The 21,797-nt window shown below is 51.8% G+C and carries 19 protein-coding genes; 17 read left to right on the top strand and 2 right to left on the bottom strand.

Annotated elements, in window-relative coordinates; genetic code table 11:
* The first annotated feature begins 194 nt into the window (after nucleotides 1-194).
* The 3 genes from EQU24_RS20635 to EQU24_RS20625 are packed head-to-tail and all read left to right on the top strand — an operon-like array spanning nucleotide 195 to nucleotide 3,656.
* The gene (locus EQU24_RS20635) at nucleotides 195-2,174 is read left to right on the top strand and encodes a GumC family protein (RefSeq protein WP_017841747.1); all 1,980 of its coding nucleotides are present in this window, start codon (nucleotides 195-197) and stop codon (nucleotides 2,172-2,174) included.
* Nucleotides 2,175-2,187: 13 nt separating this feature from the next.
* Nucleotides 2,188-2,877: a TIGR04283 family arsenosugar biosynthesis glycosyltransferase gene (locus EQU24_RS20630; RefSeq protein ID WP_017841748.1), complete on the top strand. Its 690-nt coding sequence runs from the start codon at nucleotides 2,188-2,190 to the stop codon at nucleotides 2,875-2,877.
* Nucleotides 2,865-3,656 (top strand): sterol desaturase family protein, encoded by a 792-nt coding sequence (locus EQU24_RS20625; protein ID WP_017841749.1) that lies wholly within the window; start codon nucleotides 2,865-2,867, stop codon nucleotides 3,654-3,656. Before EQU24_RS20630 ends, EQU24_RS20625 begins: the two co-directional genes overlap by 13 nt.
* A gap of 560 nt (nucleotides 3,657-4,216) precedes the next feature.
* Here the strand turns inward: EQU24_RS20625 and EQU24_RS20620 are convergent.
* Nucleotides 4,217-4,423 (bottom strand): DUF6494 family protein, encoded by a 207-nt coding sequence (locus EQU24_RS20620; protein WP_014150187.1) that lies wholly within the window; start codon nucleotides 4,421-4,423, stop codon nucleotides 4,217-4,219.
* 368 nt (nucleotides 4,424-4,791) lie between these two features.
* Between EQU24_RS20620 and EQU24_RS22820 the strand changes: the two genes are divergently transcribed.
* The 4 genes from EQU24_RS22820 (at nucleotide 4,792) to EQU24_RS20600 (ending at nucleotide 9,014) form a co-directional block, all read left to right on the top strand.
* Nucleotides 4,792-5,859: a Druantia anti-phage system protein DruA gene (locus EQU24_RS22820; RefSeq protein WP_244310894.1), complete on the top strand. Its 1,068-nt coding sequence runs from the start codon at nucleotides 4,792-4,794 to the stop codon at nucleotides 5,857-5,859.
* Complete coding sequence (locus EQU24_RS22815) at nucleotides 5,850-6,587, top strand: ISAs1 family transposase (protein WP_138767055.1); 738 nt, start codon at nucleotides 5,850-5,852, stop codon at nucleotides 6,585-6,587. The genes EQU24_RS22820 and EQU24_RS22815 overlap by 10 nt, the downstream gene beginning before the upstream one ends.
* A 181-nt stretch (nucleotides 6,588-6,768) precedes the next feature.
* Nucleotides 6,769-7,998, top strand: coding sequence for a response regulator transcription factor (locus tag EQU24_RS20605; RefSeq protein WP_017841751.1), 1,230 nt, complete (start codon nucleotides 6,769-6,771; stop codon nucleotides 7,996-7,998).
* Between the two features lie 179 nt (nucleotides 7,999-8,177).
* Nucleotides 8,178-9,014 carry a hypothetical protein gene (locus tag EQU24_RS20600; protein WP_017841752.1) on the top strand — a complete coding sequence of 279 codons (837 nt, stop codon included), beginning with the start codon at nucleotides 8,178-8,180 and terminating at the stop codon, nucleotides 9,012-9,014.
* A gap of 108 nt (nucleotides 9,015-9,122) precedes the next feature.
* On the opposite strand, the gene EQU24_RS20595 is transcribed toward EQU24_RS20600, so the two are convergent.
* Nucleotides 9,123-9,989 carry an expansin family protein gene (locus tag EQU24_RS20595; RefSeq protein ID WP_138767249.1) on the bottom strand — a complete coding sequence of 289 codons (867 nt, stop codon included), beginning with the start codon at nucleotides 9,987-9,989 and terminating at the stop codon, nucleotides 9,123-9,125.
* A 948-nt stretch (nucleotides 9,990-10,937) separates the two neighbouring features.
* Here EQU24_RS20595 and EQU24_RS20590 point away from each other — a divergent pair.
* From EQU24_RS20590 to EQU24_RS20540, 10 genes are all read left to right on the top strand, one after another.
* A complete protein-coding gene (locus EQU24_RS20590) occupies nucleotides 10,938-11,216 on the top strand; it encodes a hypothetical protein (protein ID WP_014150183.1) in 279 nt (92 codons plus the stop codon).
* Nucleotides 11,217-11,255: 39 nt separating this feature from the next.
* Nucleotides 11,256-13,640: a TonB-dependent hemoglobin/transferrin/lactoferrin family receptor gene (locus EQU24_RS20585; RefSeq protein WP_017841754.1), complete on the top strand. Its 2,385-nt coding sequence runs from the start codon at nucleotides 11,256-11,258 to the stop codon at nucleotides 13,638-13,640.
* A gap of 9 nt (nucleotides 13,641-13,649) precedes the next feature.
* Nucleotides 13,650-13,901 (top strand): pilus assembly protein, encoded by a 252-nt coding sequence (locus EQU24_RS20580; RefSeq protein ID WP_201764870.1) that lies wholly within the window; start codon nucleotides 13,650-13,652, stop codon nucleotides 13,899-13,901.
* Between the two features lie 168 nt (nucleotides 13,902-14,069).
* Complete coding sequence (locus EQU24_RS20575; RefSeq protein WP_017841756.1) at nucleotides 14,070-15,848, top strand: Kelch repeat-containing protein; 1,779 nt, start codon at nucleotides 14,070-14,072, stop codon at nucleotides 15,846-15,848.
* 557 nt (nucleotides 15,849-16,405) lie between these two features.
* Entirely contained in the window at nucleotides 16,406-16,684 is a 279-nt protein-coding gene (locus EQU24_RS20565) for a hypothetical protein (protein ID WP_017841758.1), read from the top strand.
* Between the two features lie 2 nt (nucleotides 16,685-16,686).
* On the top strand, nucleotides 16,687-17,688 hold the full coding sequence (locus tag EQU24_RS20560) for a ChuX/HutX family heme-like substrate-binding protein (protein WP_051056252.1): 1,002 nt from the start codon (nucleotides 16,687-16,689) through the stop codon (nucleotides 17,686-17,688).
* A gap of 440 nt (nucleotides 17,689-18,128) precedes the next feature.
* Entirely contained in the window at nucleotides 18,129-18,677 is a 549-nt protein-coding gene (locus EQU24_RS20555) for a HugZ family pyridoxamine 5'-phosphate oxidase (protein WP_017841760.1), read from the top strand.
* A 335-nt stretch (nucleotides 18,678-19,012) separates the two neighbouring features.
* Entirely contained in the window at nucleotides 19,013-19,885 is an 873-nt protein-coding gene (locus tag EQU24_RS20550; RefSeq protein ID WP_017841761.1) for a heme/hemin ABC transporter substrate-binding protein, read from the top strand.
* Nucleotides 19,882-20,952 carry a FecCD family ABC transporter permease gene (locus tag EQU24_RS20545; RefSeq protein WP_138767248.1) on the top strand — a complete coding sequence of 357 codons (1,071 nt, stop codon included), beginning with the start codon at nucleotides 19,882-19,884 and terminating at the stop codon, nucleotides 20,950-20,952. The genes EQU24_RS20550 and EQU24_RS20545 overlap by 4 nt, the downstream gene beginning before the upstream one ends.
* Nucleotides 20,953-21,756: a heme ABC transporter ATP-binding protein gene (locus EQU24_RS20540; protein ID WP_017841763.1), complete on the top strand. Its 804-nt coding sequence runs from the start codon at nucleotides 20,953-20,955 to the stop codon at nucleotides 21,754-21,756.
* Nucleotides 21,757-21,797 lie beyond the last annotated feature (41 nt).

The raw sequence follows: 21,797 nt of genomic DNA, 5'->3' as shown, positions 1-21,797 counted from the left end.
ATAAACAACGGGCATTACTTCCTTTTGATTGAAAAACCGTCTAAGAATAAAAGGTATGGGATGTGTCTATCGAGGACCGCCGTATACCCATCCCTGGGGGCTTGACGGCAGCTCCCTGCTGCCGACATCCTCGCTAGCCACACCCCATACCTTCACAAAGTTAGCTAATTTTTGAGTATAAAGGGAGTATAACGATGAACGATTATCCGCCGCATATTGAAGTCATCAATGATACAGGCCTCTACCCACCTGGCTCGTCACCCCAACGCTGGTTTCTCTCCCGGCTGCCAATCTTTCTCGGCGTATTCCTGAGCGCATTGCTCATCGGCTTGGCTTTCAACTACAGCCGCCCTGCAATATACCGCAGTACTGCAACTTTACTGACTTCGGCAATGACCGCGATCGATCAGGTCTCGGAAACCGCCGATATCCAACATGTCGCGATACAGCGGCAAATTTTGCTGGGCCGCGAACTGTTGGATGAAACGCTCAAGAGGCTCGAGATAACGGATCCGCAAGCCAATCTGACTTTAGAAGACGTCAAGGAAATCTTGCAAGTCCAATCGTTGCCCGACACGCAGTTGGTCGAGATGCAGGCCGAAGGAGAAATGCCGGAGATTTTACCGGTCTTGATTAATACCTGGATCGACGTATATTTGGATGCCAGAGCGGCGGAAATCGAAAGAAGCAAAGGCAAGACGGTACAGATCGTCAAGGATGAATTGGCTGAATTGGAAATCAAAATCGTGCAAGCTCGGAACGCGCTGATCGAATTTAGAAATGAACATGACATAGCGTCGACCGAGCGCCAAGAAAATACGGTATTGGCCAAGCTAACCGGGCTAACGGCGGCATTGAATAACGCCAATGAGGCCGAAGTCAAAGCCAAGGCTCGACTCGAAGCCGTCGAAAAGGCCATTGAAGAGGGCCAAGCCGTCGTGCCGTCCCAGGATCAACGCAGCCTGGATCAATTGGAACAGCGGTTGCAACAGCTCAGGGAAAAGCTGGCCGAATTCGACAAACGCTACACCCGGGAATACCTGACTCGGCAACCGTCGATGAGATTCATTCCCGAGGAAATTAAAAAACTCGAAAAGGAAATCGCAGCCAAGCAGCAATTCGGCACAAGAATCGTGCATACCGATGCGATGCAAGAATACCAAGCCGCAAAAATGACGCTCGATCGTATTCGTCAACAGCTCGAGGATCACAAACGCATGGCATCGGAATTCAGCTCACGCTTCGCGCAACATGAAAGCCTTAGGGCCGATCTCGATGGGCTCGAAAAAATTTACCGAGAAACGCAAGAACGGCTAGTGCAAATCGAAACGCGTCCGGTCGAAAAATACCCTCAGGTTACCGTGATTGATCGAGCCTTTCTTGCCCGCGACCCCATCAGCCCGAATTACAGCCGAGATACACTGATTATCGTTATCGGGTCAGTCATGCTCGGACTGTTCGGCGTTTGGCTGGCCGAATTTTTACATCCGCCCCGCGAAAAGCAGTCAAACGATGCTTTATCGGCGCTGTCGGCCTACGCGAACCTGGGGTTTGGCGCCGGACGGCTGGACTTGCCGCAAATTTCGCCAGAAAGGCTCGCGCAAATCCGCAACCATCAGCGACTGAATGCGCCAATGCCCCGGGAATTGTCGGATGCCGATTTACGCGCACTGCTTAATGCTTCGAATACGATGGGCAAGCAGCTGATTGTTTTATTATTGCTTGGCGTTACATTGAAGGAAGCCGCGGCATTGACTCCGGATCATCTGGATGCCGAATCAGGAGAGATCCGGTTGAGCGGCCCCGTACCGAGAGTCATTTTGCTCGACGGTCTATTGAGTTATTTTAACGAGCAACATCGATTTCCGGTCTGGTATACCGATAGCCCGCTAGCGATCGACGATCTTTCCGCGATTATAAGCGTTGCGGCGATCGATGCCGGTATGACACATCCCGAAGATTTCAATGCCGATGCCATTCGCCATACCTACATCGTGTATCTCATAAGACAAGGTTTGAAATTATCCGAACTTGAAAATATCGTCGGAACGATATCGCCCTCCGATTTAGTCGAATACGGGCGCTACTCGCCGTTACGCCCCGGTCTTTCAGTGACCGAAATCAACCGAATCCATCCGGCTTTGGAAACGGAAGCGCTTCCGCCGGCGCAATGAACGAAAACAAATCGTGCACTTTTCGATCATAATCCCGACACTCAACGAACAAACCTCGATCGTTGAATGCCTTGGCAAACTGCAGCACTTACGCGAACATGCGGAAATTATCGTATCGGACGGCGGCAGTAGCGATCGTACCGTGGCGCTGGCCGAGGACTTGGCCGACCTTGTATTAACCGGCTCGGTCGGCCGCGCCAAACAAATGAATCGGGGGGCAAAGCATGCGCATGGCGAAGTCTTGATCTTTTTGCATGCCGATACTGTCTTGCCCGAACAAGCATTGAACTCGATTAGTCAAGCGCTGAATGAAGGCGCATGTTGGGGGCGTTTCGATATCCGTCTGTGTGGTAGTCATGTCATGTTGAAGGTGATCGCCGCACTAATGAATCTACGTTCGCGATGGACCGGCATCGCGACCGGAGATCAGGCGATTTTCGTGCATCGCAAAGCCTTCGATTCCGTAGGGGGCTTTCCCGATATCGCCTTGATGGAAGATATCGCGCTAAGCAAATCTTTGAAAAATTGGAGTAAACCTGCTTGCCTAAGCGCCCGTGTCGTCAGTTCCGGCAGACGCTGGGAAAGCTATGGCATATACCGAACGATTCTATTGATGTGGAGTCTAAGGCTACGTTATTTTTTGGGCAGTCATCCGGAGACATTGGCTTATCTTTACCGAACAGGAAAACTATGGAAACCGTAATCCGCTTATCTATTGCGCTAGGCATTTTTTTGATCATGATCGGCTGGGAAGCTTTGCGGCCAAGACGTAAGCAATCGCCCGACCGCAAACAGCGCTGGCCGATCAATATCGGCTTGGCTCTGTTCAACATGCTGCTGATGCGATTGACGGTCGGCGGAGCGGCCTATCTGAGCGCGGTTTATGCGCAAGAGCAGTCTTGGGGATTGTTGAACATTTTCGATATTCAAGGCTGGCCGGCTGTCGCAGTTACCTTGATCGCGCTCGATTTTGCGATTTACGGACAGCATGTGCTCTCGCATAAATGGCTGTTGTTATGGCGTTTGCACCAGATTCATCACACCGATATAGCCTTCGATGCGACAACGGCAGTTCGCTTTCATCCGTTGGAAATCGTTTTTTCGATGCTCTATAAAATCGCATGGATCTTGTTGCTCGGTGCGGACCCGCTGGCCGTGATCGCCTTCGAAATTATCCTGAACGGCGCGGCCACGTTCAATCACGGTAATGTCGACATCCCGGAGCGGGTCGACAAAATGCTACGCTGGCTCATTGTCACGCCGGACATGCACCGCATTCATCATTCGACGATCCAAGTCGAAACCGACAGTAATTATGGCTTTTCGATTTCGTGCTGGGATCGCCTATGCGGCACCTACCGAGCCGAACCCAAACAAGCACAAACCGAGATGCCGATCGGCCTAGCGCCATTCAGAAATCCCGAAGAACTCGGCCTCGCGAACTTGTTGCGCTTACCGTTTAGCGCGTTACGCCGGGAGTGAGGCGAGATATAGTTTCCTGATTACTAAGTTTCTTCAGCTAAAGCCCAAAGATCGGCATATCCCTAACAGGACGGGGTTCGCAAGCCATGCGCGTCAAGCTAAAAACGGCTAACCCACATCACGCTATTTCCCAAGCTCCAGCTTCCTGAACAGGTTACCCACGCTGGAGCTCTCATCGTTATACATAAGTCAGAAATTACCCTTTTGCAACCTTAACCAATGAGACCTCGATAGCATTTATTGTGACTTAACACTCTCGGCCTCGAGATCGCGATCAAGGAATCGCTCCCACAGAGCGTCCGCCGCTCTCTGTGGGAGCGACGCCTTCGTCGCGACTATCGAAGCCAGTAACGCTCAAACACCAATAGCCTTTCCGGACAACACAACAATTTAGCGCTCGGTCGCTACTTTTTGCACAATTAGGTATATTTATACTTAATGTATAAAGACGAGAGCTGGAGCTTGGGTAACAGCATATTTTAGTTTTTGCGACTACGACTGGCCCCTGTTCGGACACTTGGCTTCGGCAAGCTGAAGCATCTTGCTAATCAGGTATAGTTTTATTCCAGCTTAATTTGATCTTCGATCGTATGCGTTAACCGAACGCCCGGCAATTCCAAGGTCATCTTTACCTGTAGCGTTTCGGTTCCTTTCAACTCGCCCGTTTCAATGGCCTTGACAATGGCATGCTCAAGCTCTCGCTGTGACGTGACGCCGACTTGTTTCAAAAATTTCCTGACTTCCATATTCAAAGTATCTTCGTTCATAGCAACCTCCGTAAATCAAAAAGAAACACCGGTCGGGAAAGACCGCCCCTGAAAATCGACCAGCGTCAATCAAACCACCAATACGGATAGGTATCAAGCTTTATCTGAATGATTAAGTGGCCCGCCTGTTGAAAGGCTCTCGCGTGAGATTGACGTGCGCATTGATAAACCTAAAAAGAGCAGTTGGCATGTGTTGTAGACCGTTCGAGCCAAGTCGAAGCATGAAGGGTCTACAACACTTTCACCGGCACGGCGGAACAGTTCTCTATAACTTTACATGATAAATCAATGAAATATAACTAATCCTGGACAAACCTACATTTTTCAGATATAAAGCATCCTGACATTCTATGTTTGGGATACCCGCTTTGAACCTTCAAGAGATCATCGTACAACCAGTTCAGTCGGAAGAGCAGGAACGTTTTCAGTCATTAATGAAGGCACACCACTATCTGGGTGCTTTACCAAAGATCGGACATACCTTGTGGTATGTCGCCAGCTATCATAATCAATGGCTGGCACTCATCAGCTTTTCCGCCGCCGCCTGGAAATGTGCAGCGCGTGATCAGTGGATCGGTTGGAGCTATCGGGTTCAATATGATCGCCTTCACCTGATTGCTAACAATAGTCGCTTTCTGATTCTCCCCGAGCACCATTATCCTAACCTTGCGTCCCGGGTTCTTTCCTTATGTGAACGGCGAATTTCTCAGGATTGGCAGCAACGCTTCGGTTACCCCTTATTATTGCTAGAAACTTTCGTTGATCCTCAGTTGTTTCATGGCACGATTTATCGTGCTTCTAACTGGGTGCATGTCGGCGATACCCGTGGTTACCGTCGGATTCGCCAAGGCTATAGCCCTAGCGCTCAACAGCCCAAGCAGGTTTTTGTTAGACCCTTGGAAAAGCGCGCTCAAACTCACTTGTCGCAACCTATGCTTAGCCCCTGTTATGGCTATGGAGCACCAAAAATCATGCTAACCGCCGATCAAATGCGCACTTTACCAGAGTTCTTTCTTGATATTCCTGACCCGCGGCGTAAGCAGGGACAGCGTCATTCTCTGCCGTGTATTCTGGCTCTTGCCACAGCTGCCGTGCTCTGTGGAATGGAAGGCTATAAAGCGATTGGCAGCTGGGCGGATGACTTAGGCCAAAAAGCGCGAGCCCGTTTTGGCTGTCGCAAACGCAATGGGCGTTATCAGGTACCCAGTCGCACCACCTTTAGAGAAACCTTAATTAGCGTCGATCCCGCACAACTCGATCTTGCGCTGCAAGGCTGGAACGAACAATTCGCCGAAGCCGACGAAGGCTTGGCCGTCGACGGTAAAACCCTGCGTAACGCGATTGATGAAGACGGTCGTCAAACACACATCCTGGGCGTCGTCGGGCATCAGACGGGACGCTGCCACACTCAAAAAAAGTCGGTGCTTTGCCTGTAGAGGGAAGCGATGAACTTAAACAGACCAACGAAATCGGGATGTTCATCCCGGTTATGGATGCCCTGGCAAATATTGCCGATAAAACGATCACCGGCGACGCTCTTTTAACACAGCGTAAACTGGCGCACTATCTGGTCGAAGACCGGCAGGCCCATTATGTATTTACCGCCAAAGACAACCAACCCACAGTCGCCCAGGATATTCGCCTGGCCTTTGAAAATCGCCAAGCGCCTGACTATAGCGAGCCCTACACCTTAACGCATGGTCGTATTGAGTCACGCTCTATTTGGACGTCTACGCTCCTGAACAACTACCTTGATTTCCCTTTCGTCGGGCAAATATTTGCCATACAACGCCATACCATCGACAAAAAAAGCGGCCAAGAAACCTTTGAGATGGCTTACGGCCTGACCAGTCATTCGCCGATGAGCGCCAACGCTGAACAAGTGCTCAAGTTCAATAGAGATCATTGGGGCGTTGAGAGTCATCATTACCTACTGGATTGGAATTGGAATGAAGATCGTTGCAGGATAAGCAAAGGCCATGGACCTGAAAACATAACCTGTCTGCGCAGATTTGCCGCAGGGTTGATTAAGTCCATGAGTAAAGACAGTGTGGCAGCCACTACCGAAAAGCTGGCGCGTAATGTACGACGGGTATTCGATTACCTACGCATGACAGAGAATTCGAGAAAGGTTATATTGCGATACCAAAGTCAAGAAGTTTAGAACGGTTTCGCCGTGCTTTCACCGGCGTGGCCCCTTGTCAGGTAATCAAGCTTAAGAAATTGATCGCAGGCTGAGTTGACTCTATAATCGGCCACGGCCTGTATGACAGACTTCTTTTCATGGACCCTTCGATGATCGAGCGCGAGCTTGTATCGGGTTCGACGCCAACATTGGGGAAGTAATGACCAAGCGATCAGCCGAAGGGGCCGAAAAAGATAGTCGTAGCGACGTTCTATCGAAACGAAGCAATCAGGACAAACAGATCATGATTGTTTCGCAGAACGATGATCATGCGGCTGAGTTGACCCGGCGGCTCAGACAACAAGGCTATGCCGCCTTCAATGTCTCGCCCAATGCCGACTTTCGACCCCTCGCCGGCACCGATCCGCGTTTGATCCTGATCGATTGTCCGGGCTCCTGTCTGCCGATTCGGGAGTTCTTGCAGCGTCGACGCGACAATATCGACATTCCGGTCGTCTGTCTGCTCAACAAAGCGGTACATCAACAAGTCCATGCCTTCGATGCTCCTAATGATTCGGGCTTTTTGGAGCAAGCCGTGCCATTCGAAGTCGTCGAAGACCGTATCAAGCAGGTATTGGCTCTCGAAGACGGCAATCGCTCCCCGGAATGCGCGAAGCAACCCGATTCCGCGATGGCGCCGCAGGATCGGGTCTGCCCTGTTACGGAAGGGCGTTGCGGTTCAATCGGCCGTATCGACACAACAGCGATCGCACAGGCGCCGCAAAACGCCACGGCCCCGGTTTGCACCGTGTTGATCGTTTCAGCGCGGAAAGGCTTCGGCACTCAAATTGCCCAATTATTTGATCGCGAAGATCGGATCCGAGTGATCGGGCAATTCATCGACGAACTGACCTTCGTGCCGACCTTATTGAGCCTAATCGAGCCGAAGCTATTGCTGCTCGACCTTACGTCGATCGAAGGAACGCTAGACGACTGGTTGAGAACGATCAGACAAGCGGATCGGGAGCTCAAAATCATGCTATTGACCCATCTCGACGCGCCGGATTTTTTCAACGAGACGTTGAGTTATGAGGTATTCGGTCGTCTGTCGACGCTCGATTCGACCGATGTATTAAAAAAGGCCATCCTAGCCGTCAGCGAGGGCGAGCATTGGCTGCCCCGTCAGATGCTGCAAAGAGCGCTGCAGGAATTGACGAAGATTCACGGCGAACAAAAACCGGAAGACTCTTGGCACGATGATTGTGCTTCGATGACCGAGCGCGAACAAAACATTGCCCGGCTGGTCGCGGAGGGCCTGACGAACAAGGAGATCGGCAGGCAACTTCAGATCAGCCCGGAAACCGTCAAGATGCATCTCAAGCATATCTTCAATAAACTCGGCATTCAACGCCGTAGCCAACTGGCCGCCAAGTCTAATTTCCCGCGCTGACGTTGCCGAGTCGCGACACGTGCATCAAGCTACCCATTCGGGTAATGTGAACTTCGTCACATTTATGGAACACTGCCCCTGCAGTTTTTGAAAGTTTCTGGAAATAACGCGATCGAGCGGAATTGCTCGATCGCACTAATCAACGAAAGGAATTCGAATTAAACCTAAGGGGGTTTATCATGAAAACGTTACAACACAACAAAATCGCGATCGCATTGTTCGCGTCGGCGTTGACGCTCGGCATTGGCGGCGCAGCGTTCGCAGAAGAAATTACGGTTGTCGAAAATCCGGTTGTCTATCACAGCGACAACTGGCAATCCGGGAATGCAGGAGCCGAATGCAAGCAAATCGGAGATTATGTTTACTCATATAAATGGAATGAAGAAGAAGCTGGTAATTGTCCAACTTTTACTTTTGTTAAGCCGGATGGAACCACTGAATGCGAAGGCGCGCCGAACGGCAGCGAAACCGCCAATTTTTACGATTTGGACGGTAATCTCGTGCACAGCAACACGATCACGATTTCAGACAGCAATGGCCAAATCTTCGACTGGAGTTCGTCGCCAAATGGCATCGGCGCGGTGATCGTCAAAGCGGGAACGGGTGCGAACGTCTGGTTCTACGATCCGCAAGCGATGTCCGATACCAGGCTTTATGGGTATGGAAATAAAGACATCAGCCATGTCACGTTCTGCTGGAATCCGGATGATGCTCAAGACGATGGACAATGGTGCTCGCCCGGCTACTGGCGGCAAGAACACCACTATGACTCTTGGGCAGTGACCGGCTACGCCCCATCTGATCTTTTCTCTGTCGCTTTGGGTTACTATCCAAAATTGAGCAAACTAGGAGTCAGGGACGGGGCCACAGCTAATCCTACTTTGGGACAAGTGTTGAATGCTCCGCAATACTATGGCGGCGATGCCTTCAACGCGGTCGGTGATTTACTGAGTGGAGCCCACCCGGATGTCAATTTCAGTGGCGAACGTGTCGAAGATAGCTGCCCATTGGATTGACAAACAAACTTGACGAAAAATAATTACCAGGGATAAGTAAAAATACAGCCGGGGTCTCGGTCGACGACCGAACCCCGGTTTTTTCATGCCTATCGTTCTGTGGCCGGTTTACTTCTTGCCTCTTCCATTGTTGCCGCCACCACCGCTTTTCGTGCTGCCGGCCGCATCGCTGGCGCCGGCTGAATAACTATAGACGGTGCCCGAAGTCGTGTTGCTGTCGGTAAATCCGGTGTTGGTCACGTTCGCGATTATCGCGCCGTCGCGGTACACGGTATAGCCCGCGAGGCCCGACAGCGCGTCGGTCGAAGCCTGCCAGGACAGATTGACGCGGCCTTGTTTATCGACCGATGCGGTCAAGCCCGCAGGCACGTTCGGCGGCGTGCCGTCGACGATCACAGTCGCGCTGCCGGTCGTGTGGGCGAGATTCGGATCGTCGGCATTCAATGCGGTCACGATCACATCGACCGGATAGCTGCCCTCGAGCGCGCCGCCGGCATCGGCCTGCAGCGTCGCATTGCCGGTTTGTCCGGCATTTAGTATTTGTTCAGCCGGTGTCACGCTGCCCGGCAAGTAGCCTTCATAGTCGATGGCATAGCTGCCCGAGCCGCAGCTCGTGCTGTCCTGATTCGTCACCGAAACCGAAAAGTTGACCGATTGACCGGAGCGCAAGGCCAGGGCTACCGGAGCGACCGAAACTTGCGGCGCGGTCGCTGCGCAGCCGAAGCTGACCTGCACCGTTGCAGTGTTGCCGTTGCGGGCGATCTGCTGCACGGTTATGCCGTTCACGTCGTCGTTGAACACGCCGCCATCGCTCAGGGTTTGCAGATGTGTCGTGGCCGCATAGCCGCTGCCTCGATAGCGGTGAATGTTGATGCCGCGCGTGAAGTTTGTCGACAGCTGCCCGTAATCACCAATGGCCTGACGGTAAGACAAATAATAAAAATCCTTGTTGTTCGGTTTTGATATTTTCAACATGGTTGGAACGCCGGATGTCCATGGGGCGTTACCGATCGCGGCGATCTCATGAGTGCCGCTGCTTATCACGGTCGTGACCGCGCTGGGAACGCTCGTATACCAGCTCATCTGGTCGATATGAGCGGCGTTGAACAGATACCCGCTACTGCATCGTCTAAGCGCCTACTGTTCTGTTGGTGCCCAGCTACACGACATAAAAGGCGTTCGTTCCTCACCTAGCTTTAGGTGCACTGCCATTAAGGTAAGCGGCTACTCACTTAACGCGGGACAGTTTAAGGTTAATCCGTTCGTGGTGAGCCTGTCGAACCATGGGCGGATTAACCGTCCACCCTTCGACAGGCTCAGGGCGAACGGTTAATCCTTAGTGCTTTTGTCCCGCCTTAAGCATAAGTATCTACACATCTTTATCATTTAAAATCATGCTGTTATAAAGTTTCTTCTGGTTTATTATGAAGATAGGGACTAAAAATTGAGGTTTTTAATCTACTTTTTTATCCTAGATCACAGAAGAATTAACTTAACTAATTGTTTTATAAAGCTGAAAACTTGTGTAGATACCTATGCGCCTTAAGTGGGAAGCCAGTTAAGCCATCATAGAATTAAGTAATGCTTGTATCCAGGATCTACTTTGCCTCAAAAGCTTGCCATCCATGGCGCTGGATTCCGCCAGTCCATGGCGGAATGACGGGCTTCCCTTAACTTAATGGCAGTGAGCTTTAGGTGAGGAAGCATAGAATATCTACAGGGACGTATTCACGGATTTCCCGGAGTCGATGTTTGAGCGAAGGGATATATTTTTGTTGACATATAAATGAGAATCATTATTATTAGCGCTACGATAGATATTTGACCTCTCCTGACTATCGTTTGGCGCACGATGCTTGTCTCTCTTAAACATATCGCACACTGCGTGCGCCAATTTTTTTTGCTTACTCGAATGAGGATGTCATGTTGGAAAATCAATCGGAAACATCGGCTCTGCATGAAATTACACATCTTCATGCGAGCACGTTAATGCTAATCACCCAATTCAGTAACGGACATCATTGCCCGAAACTGGCGCACATGATCGTCAATCAACTACGCCGACTCATTACCGAGTCCGAGCTGGAACAACTGCCCACGGGCCAACAAATGTATCGGCAATTACTCAATCATTGGCAACAAGTGACGCAGACATTGCTGGAAAAGCGGCAACAAAACCGCAAGCGCACTCAATTACACTGAGTTTGTTCAGGATGAAACCTAAAAAATTCACTCGCCAACATGTTAAACGCCTTTTCGTTTATTCGGCTATGTCCTGCGCCGCTAAACTGCAAATATTCGAAAACCGCATGCGCTTGCTTTTGCGTACTATTGGCGAATGCGCCGGCGATTGCCGATGAGAAGGCCGCGATGAAAGATACGGTGGAGCTCGATACGATGATTGTCGAAGGCACTTCAAGCGCTCGTCCGTTGGATGAAGAGCCGGGTACCGCTTCGGTAATCGACGCCGAAACGATCGAACGGCGAATGGTCCGTAGCATCAAAGATCTGATCCGTTACGAGCCGGGCGTCAACGTCGGCAACGATCCGCAGCGTTTCGGCGCGACCGGCTTTACGATTCGCGGTCTCGGCGGCAACCGCGTGTTGATGCAAGTCGACGGCGTCCGTTTGCCGGACGCTTTTTCGATCGGCTCGTTCGCATCGGCGACGCGAAACATGGTCGATATGGATGCGCTGAAATCGGTCGAAATTATCCGAGGAGCAGGGGCTGCCCAATACGGCGGCGATGCGCTGGGCGGCACGGTCGGCTTTGTCACCAAAGATCCGCGCGATTACCTCGACACATTCGGCAACGATTATTATGCCGACGCCAAGCTCGGCTACAACTCGACCGACCGCAGCTTCTTGAAAACCGCAACCTTAGCCGGCGAATCGATGGGTTTCGAGAGTTTGCTGTTGTTAACGCATTCCGAAAGCCGAGAAACCGACACGAAAGGCGACAACAAAGAGCTGAATCCAAGACGGACCGCGCCAAGCCCGCAAGACAACGAAGTCTACAACGGACTCGGCAAGCTGCTCTACCGCTTCGACGAGGACAACGTACTGCGCTTGACCGGCGAGTGGATGCACAGCGAGTCCGAGCTCGACGCTTATCATGCCAGAGATCCATTGGGCATCGGTTTTCCGCCGAACACGAAAATCTTCAGCCTGATCACCGATGACAGACAAACGCGTTGGCGGATCTCATTGGATCATACGCTCGACCGTCTCGGTTTTGCGGTATTCGATAGCGCATTCTGGCGCGTATACCGGCAAAAAACTGCGGCGACACAAGAGACTTGGCAAGATCGCGACAATCCGCTGAATAAACGCCATTTAATCCACCGTATTTTCAGCTTCGATAACGACGATATCGGCGGAGAAATTCGCTTCGACAAACATTTCTCGACCGGTATTTTCGATCATGCACTGCAATACGGCGGTCAAATCAGCATGAACACGATTACGCAAAAGCGGGACGGCACAATAACCTATATCAGCGGTAGACCGCCGTTCATTCAACCGGGTACCGTTTCGAAAACCGTCGCGCCCGACACGTTTCCGGTGCGCGATTTTCCTGAAAGTATCGTGACGAAGGCGGGAGCTTATCTTCAAGACAGCATCACGTTTCTCGATCGGCGCGTAGAGTTGATTCCCGGCGTACGCATTGAGCTCTACTCTTTAAAGCCGCAAAAAGACTCGCTATACGATGCGACGTCGAAGGTGCAGCCGACTGAACTCGACGAGTACAAGATTCTGCCTAAGTTGGGCGCGTTATTTCATATCACCGATGAATTAACGATTCACGGGCAATATGCGGAAGGGTTCCGAGGCCCGAATTTTGGCGAAAGCAACGCCGGTTTCGTCAACGATCAATTCGGTTATCAAACAATCCCGAACTTCAATCTGACACCCGAAACCAGCACCGGATTCGAGATCGGTTTGCGCGGCAAAGGTGCGGCCGGAACGTTCGATCTGACTTTTTTTCGCAACGATTACAAGAATTTTTTATTTTTGGACACGGTTTGCGTGCCTTCGGCCGAGACCGGATTCTGTTTGGCCTACGGCGATACGCCAAGATTGACATTTCAGCAAATCAATAACCCTGACGATATTCGGATTCAGGGCGTCGAATTCAAAAGCCAACTTTACTTGGATTGGTTTCATGAAACTTTGGAAGGAGCGAGTTTAATAGCCAGCGGATCGTATGCAGAGGGCGTCAATCTCGAAACCGGTTCCTTGAACGACGTGTCCTTACGCGGCATCAGCCCCGCCAAAGGCGTGATCGGTCTGCGCTACGAAGAACCTTCGGGAATCTGGGGTTCTGAATTGATATTAACCTTGGTCGACGCCAAGCGTCCGAAGACCGCGCCGGACGATGCGCAATTCCTGCCCCGAGGATACGGCGTCGTCGACTTTAACGGCTACTATCGTTTCAACGATCATGTTTCGGTTAACGTCGGCGTGTTCAATTTGTTCGACAAAACCTATATCGACTGGGAAGACATCAATACGCGGGCCGGCGACCCGCATGCAACCTTCGGAGCCTACGCGAACGCCGATTTCTGGAAGCGTTATTCGCGACCGGGGCGCAACGTCGGCGCGACGTTGAAAATAGCATTTTGAGATATGGCGATGCAGTCAAGCTACCAAGACATTAAACAAAAATTGTCGTCGCTATTCGACGAATTATTCACGCATGAAGGCTATGCCGATATGCGCATCGAGATGCGCATTCTCAAACGAGGACAAAAAGAGGTGATTCTGCATTGCGGCAAACAATACCGTTATGTTGTCGATTTTCGGCCCGGTGATGACTCGCTAAATGCCGGCAAGGAAACCGGCAGTCATGCACTCGAATCCATCCGGTGCGAATCGAGGCGCTAACAAATTCTTTTCAATGGCGTCTTGCCGCCGCGCCTCCCATGTCTTCGATAGAGTTGCGGATTGACTGTTCGGGATCGAATCAAAGCGGCTTTAAAAATTTGTACCGACTCGCCCTGCGTCTTTGAGGTTAAGAAAAGGGTTTTTAACTTTCATTTACGAGGATAAAGAATGAAAACTTTATTGATATTAACTTTAAGCGCAGCATTTTTAAGCGTATCCGGCCTGGCTGCGGCCGATATACAAAACGGCCCGAATCCTTACAATCCGGGATACGGTTTCGATGCCCCGCATGCGGCATCTTGGGGCGGATGGGCGCGCGGCGATGCCGGTACGCTCTACGCCGAATGGGATACCTTCATCGATGCTTCCTATGGTACTGCAACCGACCGCACCGCAGCTCCGGACGTCGGCGAAGCCAATGTCTCCGATGCTTTTGCCGCTTGGAGTGCCGGGACTTTTGTTGCCGGCTCGGGAAACCTTTACAGTTTTTCGGTTCCTCAAAACTATAATTTCTCGGTTACCGGTAACGTCGGTATGGGACAGGTTCGAGCTGTTCTGCAATTCGAAGCTTCGGGCATACAGATGAATTATGACTCGATTAAATTAAACAATTTGGCGCCTACCTTTACCGAGAAAACGTTTTATGATGATGCCTTCCCAAGCTCTATGGGCCCAACCGATTTAGTACACTACCTGGCTATCTGGGACTTACCTGCAGAACCTGTCACATATAATTTTTCATTCAATAGTCCACCACATCAAAGCCTAACTCAGGTTGCGATCGATATTGCCGCGGCTTCTCTTTTTGATCATGATCTTGAGCCTGGGCCGACACCGGATCCCGATACAACGCCGGATTCGCCTGCATGGACCCGATTAGACCTTGCTGTCGTGGATATGCTGAACGATGTACCAAGTCTATTGGCCCAGATTGGCGAAAAAGCCTACTTGCTACCTGAAAACGCAAACAGAAGTTTTGCAGTGACCGATACTGGGATTTTATCCAGTCTAAAAGAATACGTAAGTACGATTACAGACGGTAAGCTTTATATCTTGGGTATGGAAACGACTAGAGTTTACGAGTTAAATGAAGATCATCTTGTGGAACAGTCTGAACTTGATGCCATGCCGACATCCCGGTTCGAGGCAACTGCGCTAACTACGGATCGAGGGGAGATATTTGTCTTCGGCGGCAAACAAACCCGGCCGAATGGCACAAGCAGATTGATCAATCGTCTCGAAAGCTTTAATCCCGAAACTAATGAATGGAAAAGGCATCGCAACATACCCGGTATTAATCGGCGCGAAGGCGCCGCCTTGGCCGCTGTCTCTATCGACGGCAAAGCCCACGCATATCTTCTAGGCGGCGGCGTGTTGCAAAGAAATAGACTATTCGGTGCGATTGCGGCCTACGATTTTGAGCTCAATCGCTGGGAGACGAGAGCCATGACTCCGATGCCGACGCCGAGGGCATTTCAAAGCGGTATACAGGCCCCGGTGTTGGATGGAAAAATCTATCTAATCGGCGGACGCTCCGTTAATAGCGCCGGCGGCTTGGCCAAGTCGGATAAAGTCGAAATCTATGACCCGGTGTCCAATACTTGGCAAATCGGCCCGAATTTGCCTAAAGAGATAGCCGAGCCGGTATCGTTCGCGACCGATGGAAAAATCTACGTCATCGATGCAGCTCAACAAACTGAGCAATCGGCAATAACGGCATGGGAACTGGATGGCACCTGGAAACCCTGGCTGGAAGAAGACCAAACCTGCGATTTAGATGGGGACGGACGATTCACTAATCGCGATGTCAATTTGTTTGCCCGTGCTTGTAGAGCCGGAACGGCTTACTGGAATTGCGATTTAACCGAAGACGGTGCGCCTATCGCCAGAAATATAAGGGAATATCGGCGCCAATGGAGTGATTATTGGAACCAAGCATGCCCCTAAGTGATAAAGCGAGGGTGTTATTCATGACTCAGTTAATAAAAAAAGCTGTATCGCCGTATTGGCCGGCTATGCCGGTCTATACCCATCGCAGATCAAAATTCGGCGCCGGGGTGTCCGTCAAAGGACGCCGTGAATACATCCCTGTAGGCTCTATGCCAGCTCCATGCTGGCAAAGCCTTTGCCACACACCCCGGCGCCTCCTCAGGCACTGCCGAAACTTGAAGTGCGAAAGGTATAGCTGCGGCCGATCTTTTCCAGAGATCTCTAATCCTATGTACTCGCCTACGGTTTCGATAATTCCCATGAAGCCATTTTGGGTAGTTGGACTCGAGGCGGCGACGGGAGCTTATACGCCAAATGGTACGCATTATTACCGAGGTTCCCGTTCCAGCCTTCGCCTGGCTGTTGAGTTCGAGCGTGCTGGGCTTGATCGGTTGGCGGCGCAGACAAAATGTGTCTGCGATTTTAGGCTAAACCCTATCAACCCCGCACCGGACAATTCGGCCCGGCTAGGGCCATATTTTAATCTAAAAGCGCCTAAGCGCCCGGAGGATGAAATGTATCGAATACAGACGCAACCGGCTAGCCCCGGTCCCGCCGAAATCGAGAAGGAAATTCGGCTGTACATGCACCTATATCTCACGCAACGAGTATGGTTCATATCGCAGGCGGTAGTCGAACTGATCGACGCACTGATCGGCCATCCCGACTTCGACGGAACGCCTGAACAGCGCTGCGGTTTCATACGCCTGGCAGGAGTTTGGCGCTGCATTGCATGGATAGACCGCTGTACGCAGACTCAGTCGTCCGGTTACGAAAATTCGCAAGAGGAATGATCATGTGCCAAGCAAACGATAGTCGAACGAACTCGATTTCTCCCGAGGCGTTAAAACGCCGCTGGGACGAACTACGCGAGAACAGGCCGCAATTGCGGATTAGGGAGGCCGCTTCCGCTTTGGAAGTCAGCGAGGTCGAACTCCTGGCGACCGGCTGCGGAGAAAACGCGACTCGTCTTGAGGCCGATTGGCTCAGTCTGTTGAACGGAATCCAATCCCTTGGCCCGGTGCTTGCGTTGACACGCAACGATGATGCGGTGCACGAAAAAACCGGTTTTTACCAAAGTATCCGGCTGACCGATACCGGCGGACAGATTCAGGGTGAAAACATCGACCTGTTTTTGGATTTTCGCCATTGGCATTCTGCTTTCGCCGTGACCGAACAAACTCGTCAGGGAGCTCGCGACAGTCTGCATTTTTTCGATCGCGACGGTACTGCCGTGCATAAGATTTACATGACCGAAAGCAGATGTATACCGGCCTACCGGGCCTTGATCGAACGTTACCGCTCCGAAGATCAATCCCAACGGCAATATGTCGAACCTCCGGTGCTAAACATTGATTCGGTAGCCGCCGTGGCCGGCAACGATAGGCTAGGACAGGCATGGCATGAGCGTTTGATCGCCTGTGGAGCCGTGCCTTATCAAAGCACCGAGCCGCTGCAAACCGAACGACTGCCGCCCTCGTCGTTTCGGCGTTTCATGGAAAAAGCGTCAGAAATCGGCGCCGGTTTGACCGTTTTAGTAGGCAATGCCGGCGCGCTGCAGGTTCATTCGGGCCCGATCGAGAAACTGATGATCACCGGCCCCTGGTTCAACGTGCTCGACGACGGTTTCAACCTGCATTTGAAGGAAGACGCGTTGGCGGAGCTTCGTCTGGCCGAACGGCGGGCAGGTAATACTTCGGTCAATACTCTGGAGCTTTACGATGCCGCCGGGCGTCATATCGCGATGATTCTCTTCGAGCATGCGGATTTGGGCGAATGCTTTACGACGGATGTTTGAACCTGAAAAGAGCAGTTGGCATGTAAGTATTCAGTCCCCCTCTTTGAAAAAGAGGGGCTAGGGGAGATTTTTTAAATAAATCCCCCTCAATCCCCCTTTTTCAAAGTGGGATGCCAACAATACGCCTGGATTGCGGTAATTTGCCAACGGGGTCTGAATACTTACGTTGGCATGTGTTGTAGACCGTTCGTGCTGAGCCAAGTCGAAGCATGAAGGGGCTACAACACTTTCACCGGCCTGGTGAAGCCTCAAACTATCCATCACCCTTCGACAGGGCTCTCCTGAGCGTAGACGAAGGGGTCAGGGCGAACGGTAGTTTGGGGCTCTCAACTGCTCTTTTTAGGTTGAATGTTTATCAACCCAAATTTCGCTATGCCGACCATCGTAAATTCAACAACATAACGGGCAATTCTTTTTGAAATAACTAACGAGACAATGACATGAACGATACCACAGTAGATTTTGAACAAGTCCGTGAGGACTGCAACCGCCTGACCGATTCTTTCGATTCGGTGTTGATGGCGACCGTAGGTTTGGACGGTAAGCCGGAAGCCAGTTACGCAGCCTATGTGAAATACCAAGGCGATTATTACATCTATATCAGCGAATTGGCGGCTCATACCCGCAATCTTTCGGAGAACGACAAGGTCAGTCTGTTGTTCATAGAAGATGAAGATAAAGCATCGCATTTATTCGCGCGGCAACGGGCCACGTTTCAAGGGCAGGCCGAAGAAATCGCGAGGGATAGCGAACAATTTCATTTTGTCATGGATGCGTTTCAACAGAAATTCGGGCAATTCATCGATATGCTGAAAAAATTGCAGGACTTCCATTTGTTTCGTATTCATCCGACGAAAGGATCGTTTGTACAAGGTTTTGCCCGCGCTTTCACGATCGAAGGCGAAGCCTTGGACGAATTCCGCCATGTCAACGATACCGGGCATCGGAACAGCGCACAAAGCAAGCCGGAATCGATGCCGGCGCATTGATTTCGGATATCGTGATAAAAACCTCCTGGAGCTATGAGCTTTGTTGAGGGTTCGGTAACTCGCTTGACAGGACGCCGTAAATACGTCCGTGTAGGCTTGACGGCGGCGACTGATTGCCAAGGATGGCATGAATGCGGATTTTGCATTACGCCATGGGTGGCGTGTATTAGGACAATGCAGGAGCAAAAATCTGCAAACGACAAGGATGGCGTGAATGCAGATTTTGCAGGAGCAAAAATCTGCCCTGCCGCCGACACCTGTCAATCGAGCAACCGAACCCTCTATCAAATAGGGAAGTTATTTAAGACCAAACCTTTCAAGGTCAGTAACACAACATGCATAAAAACAAACTATTCAAGATCGTCCGTACCGTCATGTGTTGCGTCGTGTTCGTAACTGCAGGCGCTTCGGCAAGCGAGCCGCGTATCGTTGCGGTCGGCGGCGCATTGACCGAAATTGTCTATGCACTCGGTGCGGAAAACCTGTTGGCCGGCGTCGACACAACCAGTCAATGGCCTGAAGCTGCGAAAGCATTACCGCAGGTAGGCTATATGCGCAATCTTTCGGCAGAAGGCATTTTGTCGCTAATGCCGACTCTATTGTTGACGACGCAAAGTTCGGGGCCGCAAACGGTTATCGAGCAGATCCGACAAGCCGGTGTGGAAATCAAAACCGTTAACGAAGACAATTCGGCGGACGGCGTGGTGTCCAAAATTCGAGCCGTCGCCGAATGGTTGAATGCGACCGAACAGGGCGAGCGCTTGGCGAAACAGGTACAGGAAGATTTCGATCGACTCGATCGATTCACGTCCGGGATTGCGAAACGTCCGAAAGTATTGTTTGTGCTGGCTATATCGCGCGGCGCTCCGATCGTCTCGGGTGAGGGAACGCCTGCCGATGCGATGATCCGTATCGCCGGCGGCGACAATGCTTTGAAAGGTTTCGAAGGCTTTAAGCCGGCAAGTAGCGAAGCTTTGATCGAAGCAGCGCCGGATGTGATCGTGTTGACCGATATGGCAGCGAATGCGATCGGCGGCATCGAGCGCTTGTTCGACATGCCCGGTTTCGGTGCGACACCGGCCGGCAAGCTAGGCAAAGCGGTAACGATGGATGCCCTGTATTTGTTGGGATTCGGCCCGAGATCCGGTCAAGCCGCGTTGGATTTAGCGACGCGCCTGCGCACCGTCGATACCGTGGCGTCTGAATGATGAAAGCGGCGTTTGCAATGTCTGGCGAAACGAAACGTTATGCAGTTCTGAGCGGTTTGACGCTGCTGCTGTTTGTAACGGCCGTCGTATCGCTCGGGATCGGCGCCTATTCGATTTCACCGGGGCAAGTACTCGCCATTCTGAGCGAGGTTTTCGGTCTGCAACTGCCCTGGTCGTTCGATGACGGCCATCGCGCCGTATTGGAATCGATACGCGGTCCGCGTATCGCACTCGGCGTGTTGATTGGCGCGACGCTGGCCGTCTCGGGAGCGGCAATGCAGGGCTTGTTCCGTAACCCGCTTGCCGACCCGGCATTGATCGGCGTATCGAGCGGCGCGGCATTGGCAGCGGTCGCTGCGATCGTGCTCGAAACCAGCCTGCTGCGGAACGTGGCGCAAATACTCGGTTATTATTATCTGCCTGCAGCGGCTTTTTCAGGCGGATTCGCGGTGACTTGGTTGGTCTACCGTTTCGCCGGTTCCGGCGGCCGTCTCGATATCGCTTCGCTGCTGCTGGCCGGAATCGCCGTCAACGCATTGGCAGGTTCCTTAACGGGGTTGTTGACTTCGATCGCAGACGATCAGCAATTGCGTACCTTAACATTTTGGAGCATGGGCAGTCTCGGCGGCGCTAACTGGAGTCAAGTCGCCGCCGGCTTGCCGTTTTTTTTGCTGAACTTGTTGCTGCTCCCGTATTTTTCAAGCGCTTTGAATGCGCTATTACTCGGCGAGGCGGAAGCCGGCCATCTCGGATTTTCGGTCGAAACCGTCAAAACCGCAGTGATCGTTTTGGTTGCACTCGGTGTGGGCTGTTGCGTCGCATTGGGCGGCATCATCGGTTTCATAGGGCTGGTCGTACCGCATTTGCTGCGGCTCAGGCTCGGTCCGGACCATCGCATTATACTGCCGGGTTCGGCTTTGCTCGGCGCCAGTCTATTGTTGGCATCGGACGGTCTGGCACGTAGCTTGGCCGTACCTGCCGAAATACCGATCGGGATCGTCACCGGCGTTTTGGGCAGTCCGTTCTTTTTGTGGTTACTGTATCGGCAACGGATGCTAGGAGGCTGAATGCTGGAGGCGCGTAAGATAGTTGTCGGCATCGGCGGCAAGCGTTTGTTGAACGATATCACGCTGTGCGTTAAGCCCGGCGAAGTACTCGCGGTCGTTGGGCCGAACGGCGCAGGCAAGTCGACATTGCTGAAAACAATGTGCGGCGATTTGAAACCGCGGCACGGTTTTATTACCATGAACGGCACCGAGCTCGACGATTGGCCGATAGCCGAACTGGCCCGTGTGCGCGGCGTGCTGCCGCAAAACTCGACGCTATCGTTTCCGTTCACGGTACTCGAGGTCGTAGCGATGGGGCGCTGCCCGCATCGGCGTAACGGCGATCCGGCGCACGACAATGCTATCATTCGGCAAGCAATGGCATTGACCGATACCGAAATGTTCGTCGATAGAATTTATACTACGCTATCGGGCGGCGAGCGTCAGCGCGTACAATTGGCGAGAGTTTTGACGCAGATATGGGAACCGGTCGGTGATCTGCCTCGCTATTTATTGCTCGACGAGCCGACATCGGCGCTCGATCTTGCGCATCAGCATAGCGTGTTGGCGATCGCCAGACGATTCGCCGACCGTTTTCAGGCCGGCGTTCTGGCGATTCTGCACGATTTGAATTTGGCTGCACTCTATGCCGACCGTATTGCGGTTCTGCATTCGGGTCGCTTGATGGCATTCGACAGTCCGGACCGGGTTTTAGATGCCGATTTGATCATGGAAATTTTCGGCTATCCGGTAACGATAGCCGTTCACCCTACTAAAACGAATTGTCCGCTGGTGATTCCGCATTTGTTGCAAAATGCCGAATGAATACAGACACCTGCCTAACAGTCGAATTGCGAATACAGAAC

Source organism: Methylotuvimicrobium buryatense (genome assembly GCF_005931095.1).
GTDB classification, from domain to species: Bacteria; Pseudomonadota; Gammaproteobacteria; order Methylococcales; family Methylomonadaceae; genus Methylotuvimicrobium; species Methylotuvimicrobium buryatense.
The sequence above is the reverse complement of the archived record's forward strand: the minus strand, read 5'-3'. Positions and strand labels throughout refer to the sequence as shown.

What these genes read in the sequence shown, in the direction of transcription:
- EQU24_RS20565 (WP_017841758.1), top strand. Translation starts at nt 16,406, where the DNA reads ATGTATCGAATACAGACGCAACCGGCTAGCCCCGGTCCCGCCGAAATC.
- EQU24_RS20595 (WP_138767249.1), bottom strand. Translation starts at nt 9,989, where the DNA reads ATGTTGAAAATATCAAAACCGAACAACAAGGATTTTTATTATTTGTCT.
- EQU24_RS20555 (WP_017841760.1), top strand. Translation starts at nt 18,129, where the DNA reads ATGAACGATACCACAGTAGATTTTGAACAAGTCCGTGAGGACTGCAAC.
- EQU24_RS20625 (WP_017841749.1), top strand. Translation starts at nt 2,865, where the DNA reads ATGGAAACCGTAATCCGCTTATCTATTGCGCTAGGCATTTTTTTGATC.
- EQU24_RS20575 (WP_017841756.1), top strand. Translation starts at nt 14,070, where the DNA reads ATGAAAACTTTATTGATATTAACTTTAAGCGCAGCATTTTTAAGCGTA.
- EQU24_RS20585 (WP_017841754.1), top strand. Translation starts at nt 11,256, where the DNA reads ATGTTAAACGCCTTTTCGTTTATTCGGCTATGTCCTGCGCCGCTAAAC.
- EQU24_RS20635 (WP_017841747.1), top strand. Translation starts at nt 195, where the DNA reads ATGAACGATTATCCGCCGCATATTGAAGTCATCAATGATACAGGCCTC.
- EQU24_RS20580 (WP_201764870.1), top strand. Translation starts at nt 13,650, where the DNA reads ATGCAGTCAAGCTACCAAGACATTAAACAAAAATTGTCGTCGCTATTC.
- EQU24_RS20605 (WP_017841751.1), top strand. Translation starts at nt 6,769, where the DNA reads ATGACCAAGCGATCAGCCGAAGGGGCCGAAAAAGATAGTCGTAGCGAC.
- EQU24_RS20590 (WP_014150183.1), top strand. Translation starts at nt 10,938, where the DNA reads ATGTTGGAAAATCAATCGGAAACATCGGCTCTGCATGAAATTACACAT.
- EQU24_RS20550 (WP_017841761.1), top strand. Translation starts at nt 19,013, where the DNA reads ATGCATAAAAACAAACTATTCAAGATCGTCCGTACCGTCATGTGTTGC.
- EQU24_RS20600 (WP_017841752.1), top strand. Translation starts at nt 8,178, where the DNA reads ATGAAAACGTTACAACACAACAAAATCGCGATCGCATTGTTCGCGTCG.
- EQU24_RS20560 (WP_051056252.1), top strand. Translation starts at nt 16,687, where the DNA reads ATGTGCCAAGCAAACGATAGTCGAACGAACTCGATTTCTCCCGAGGCG.
- EQU24_RS20545 (WP_138767248.1), top strand. Translation starts at nt 19,882, where the DNA reads ATGATGAAAGCGGCGTTTGCAATGTCTGGCGAAACGAAACGTTATGCA.
- EQU24_RS20540 (WP_017841763.1), top strand. Translation starts at nt 20,953, where the DNA reads ATGCTGGAGGCGCGTAAGATAGTTGTCGGCATCGGCGGCAAGCGTTTG.
- EQU24_RS20620 (WP_014150187.1), bottom strand. Translation starts at nt 4,423, where the DNA reads ATGAACGAAGATACTTTGAATATGGAAGTCAGGAAATTTTTGAAACAA.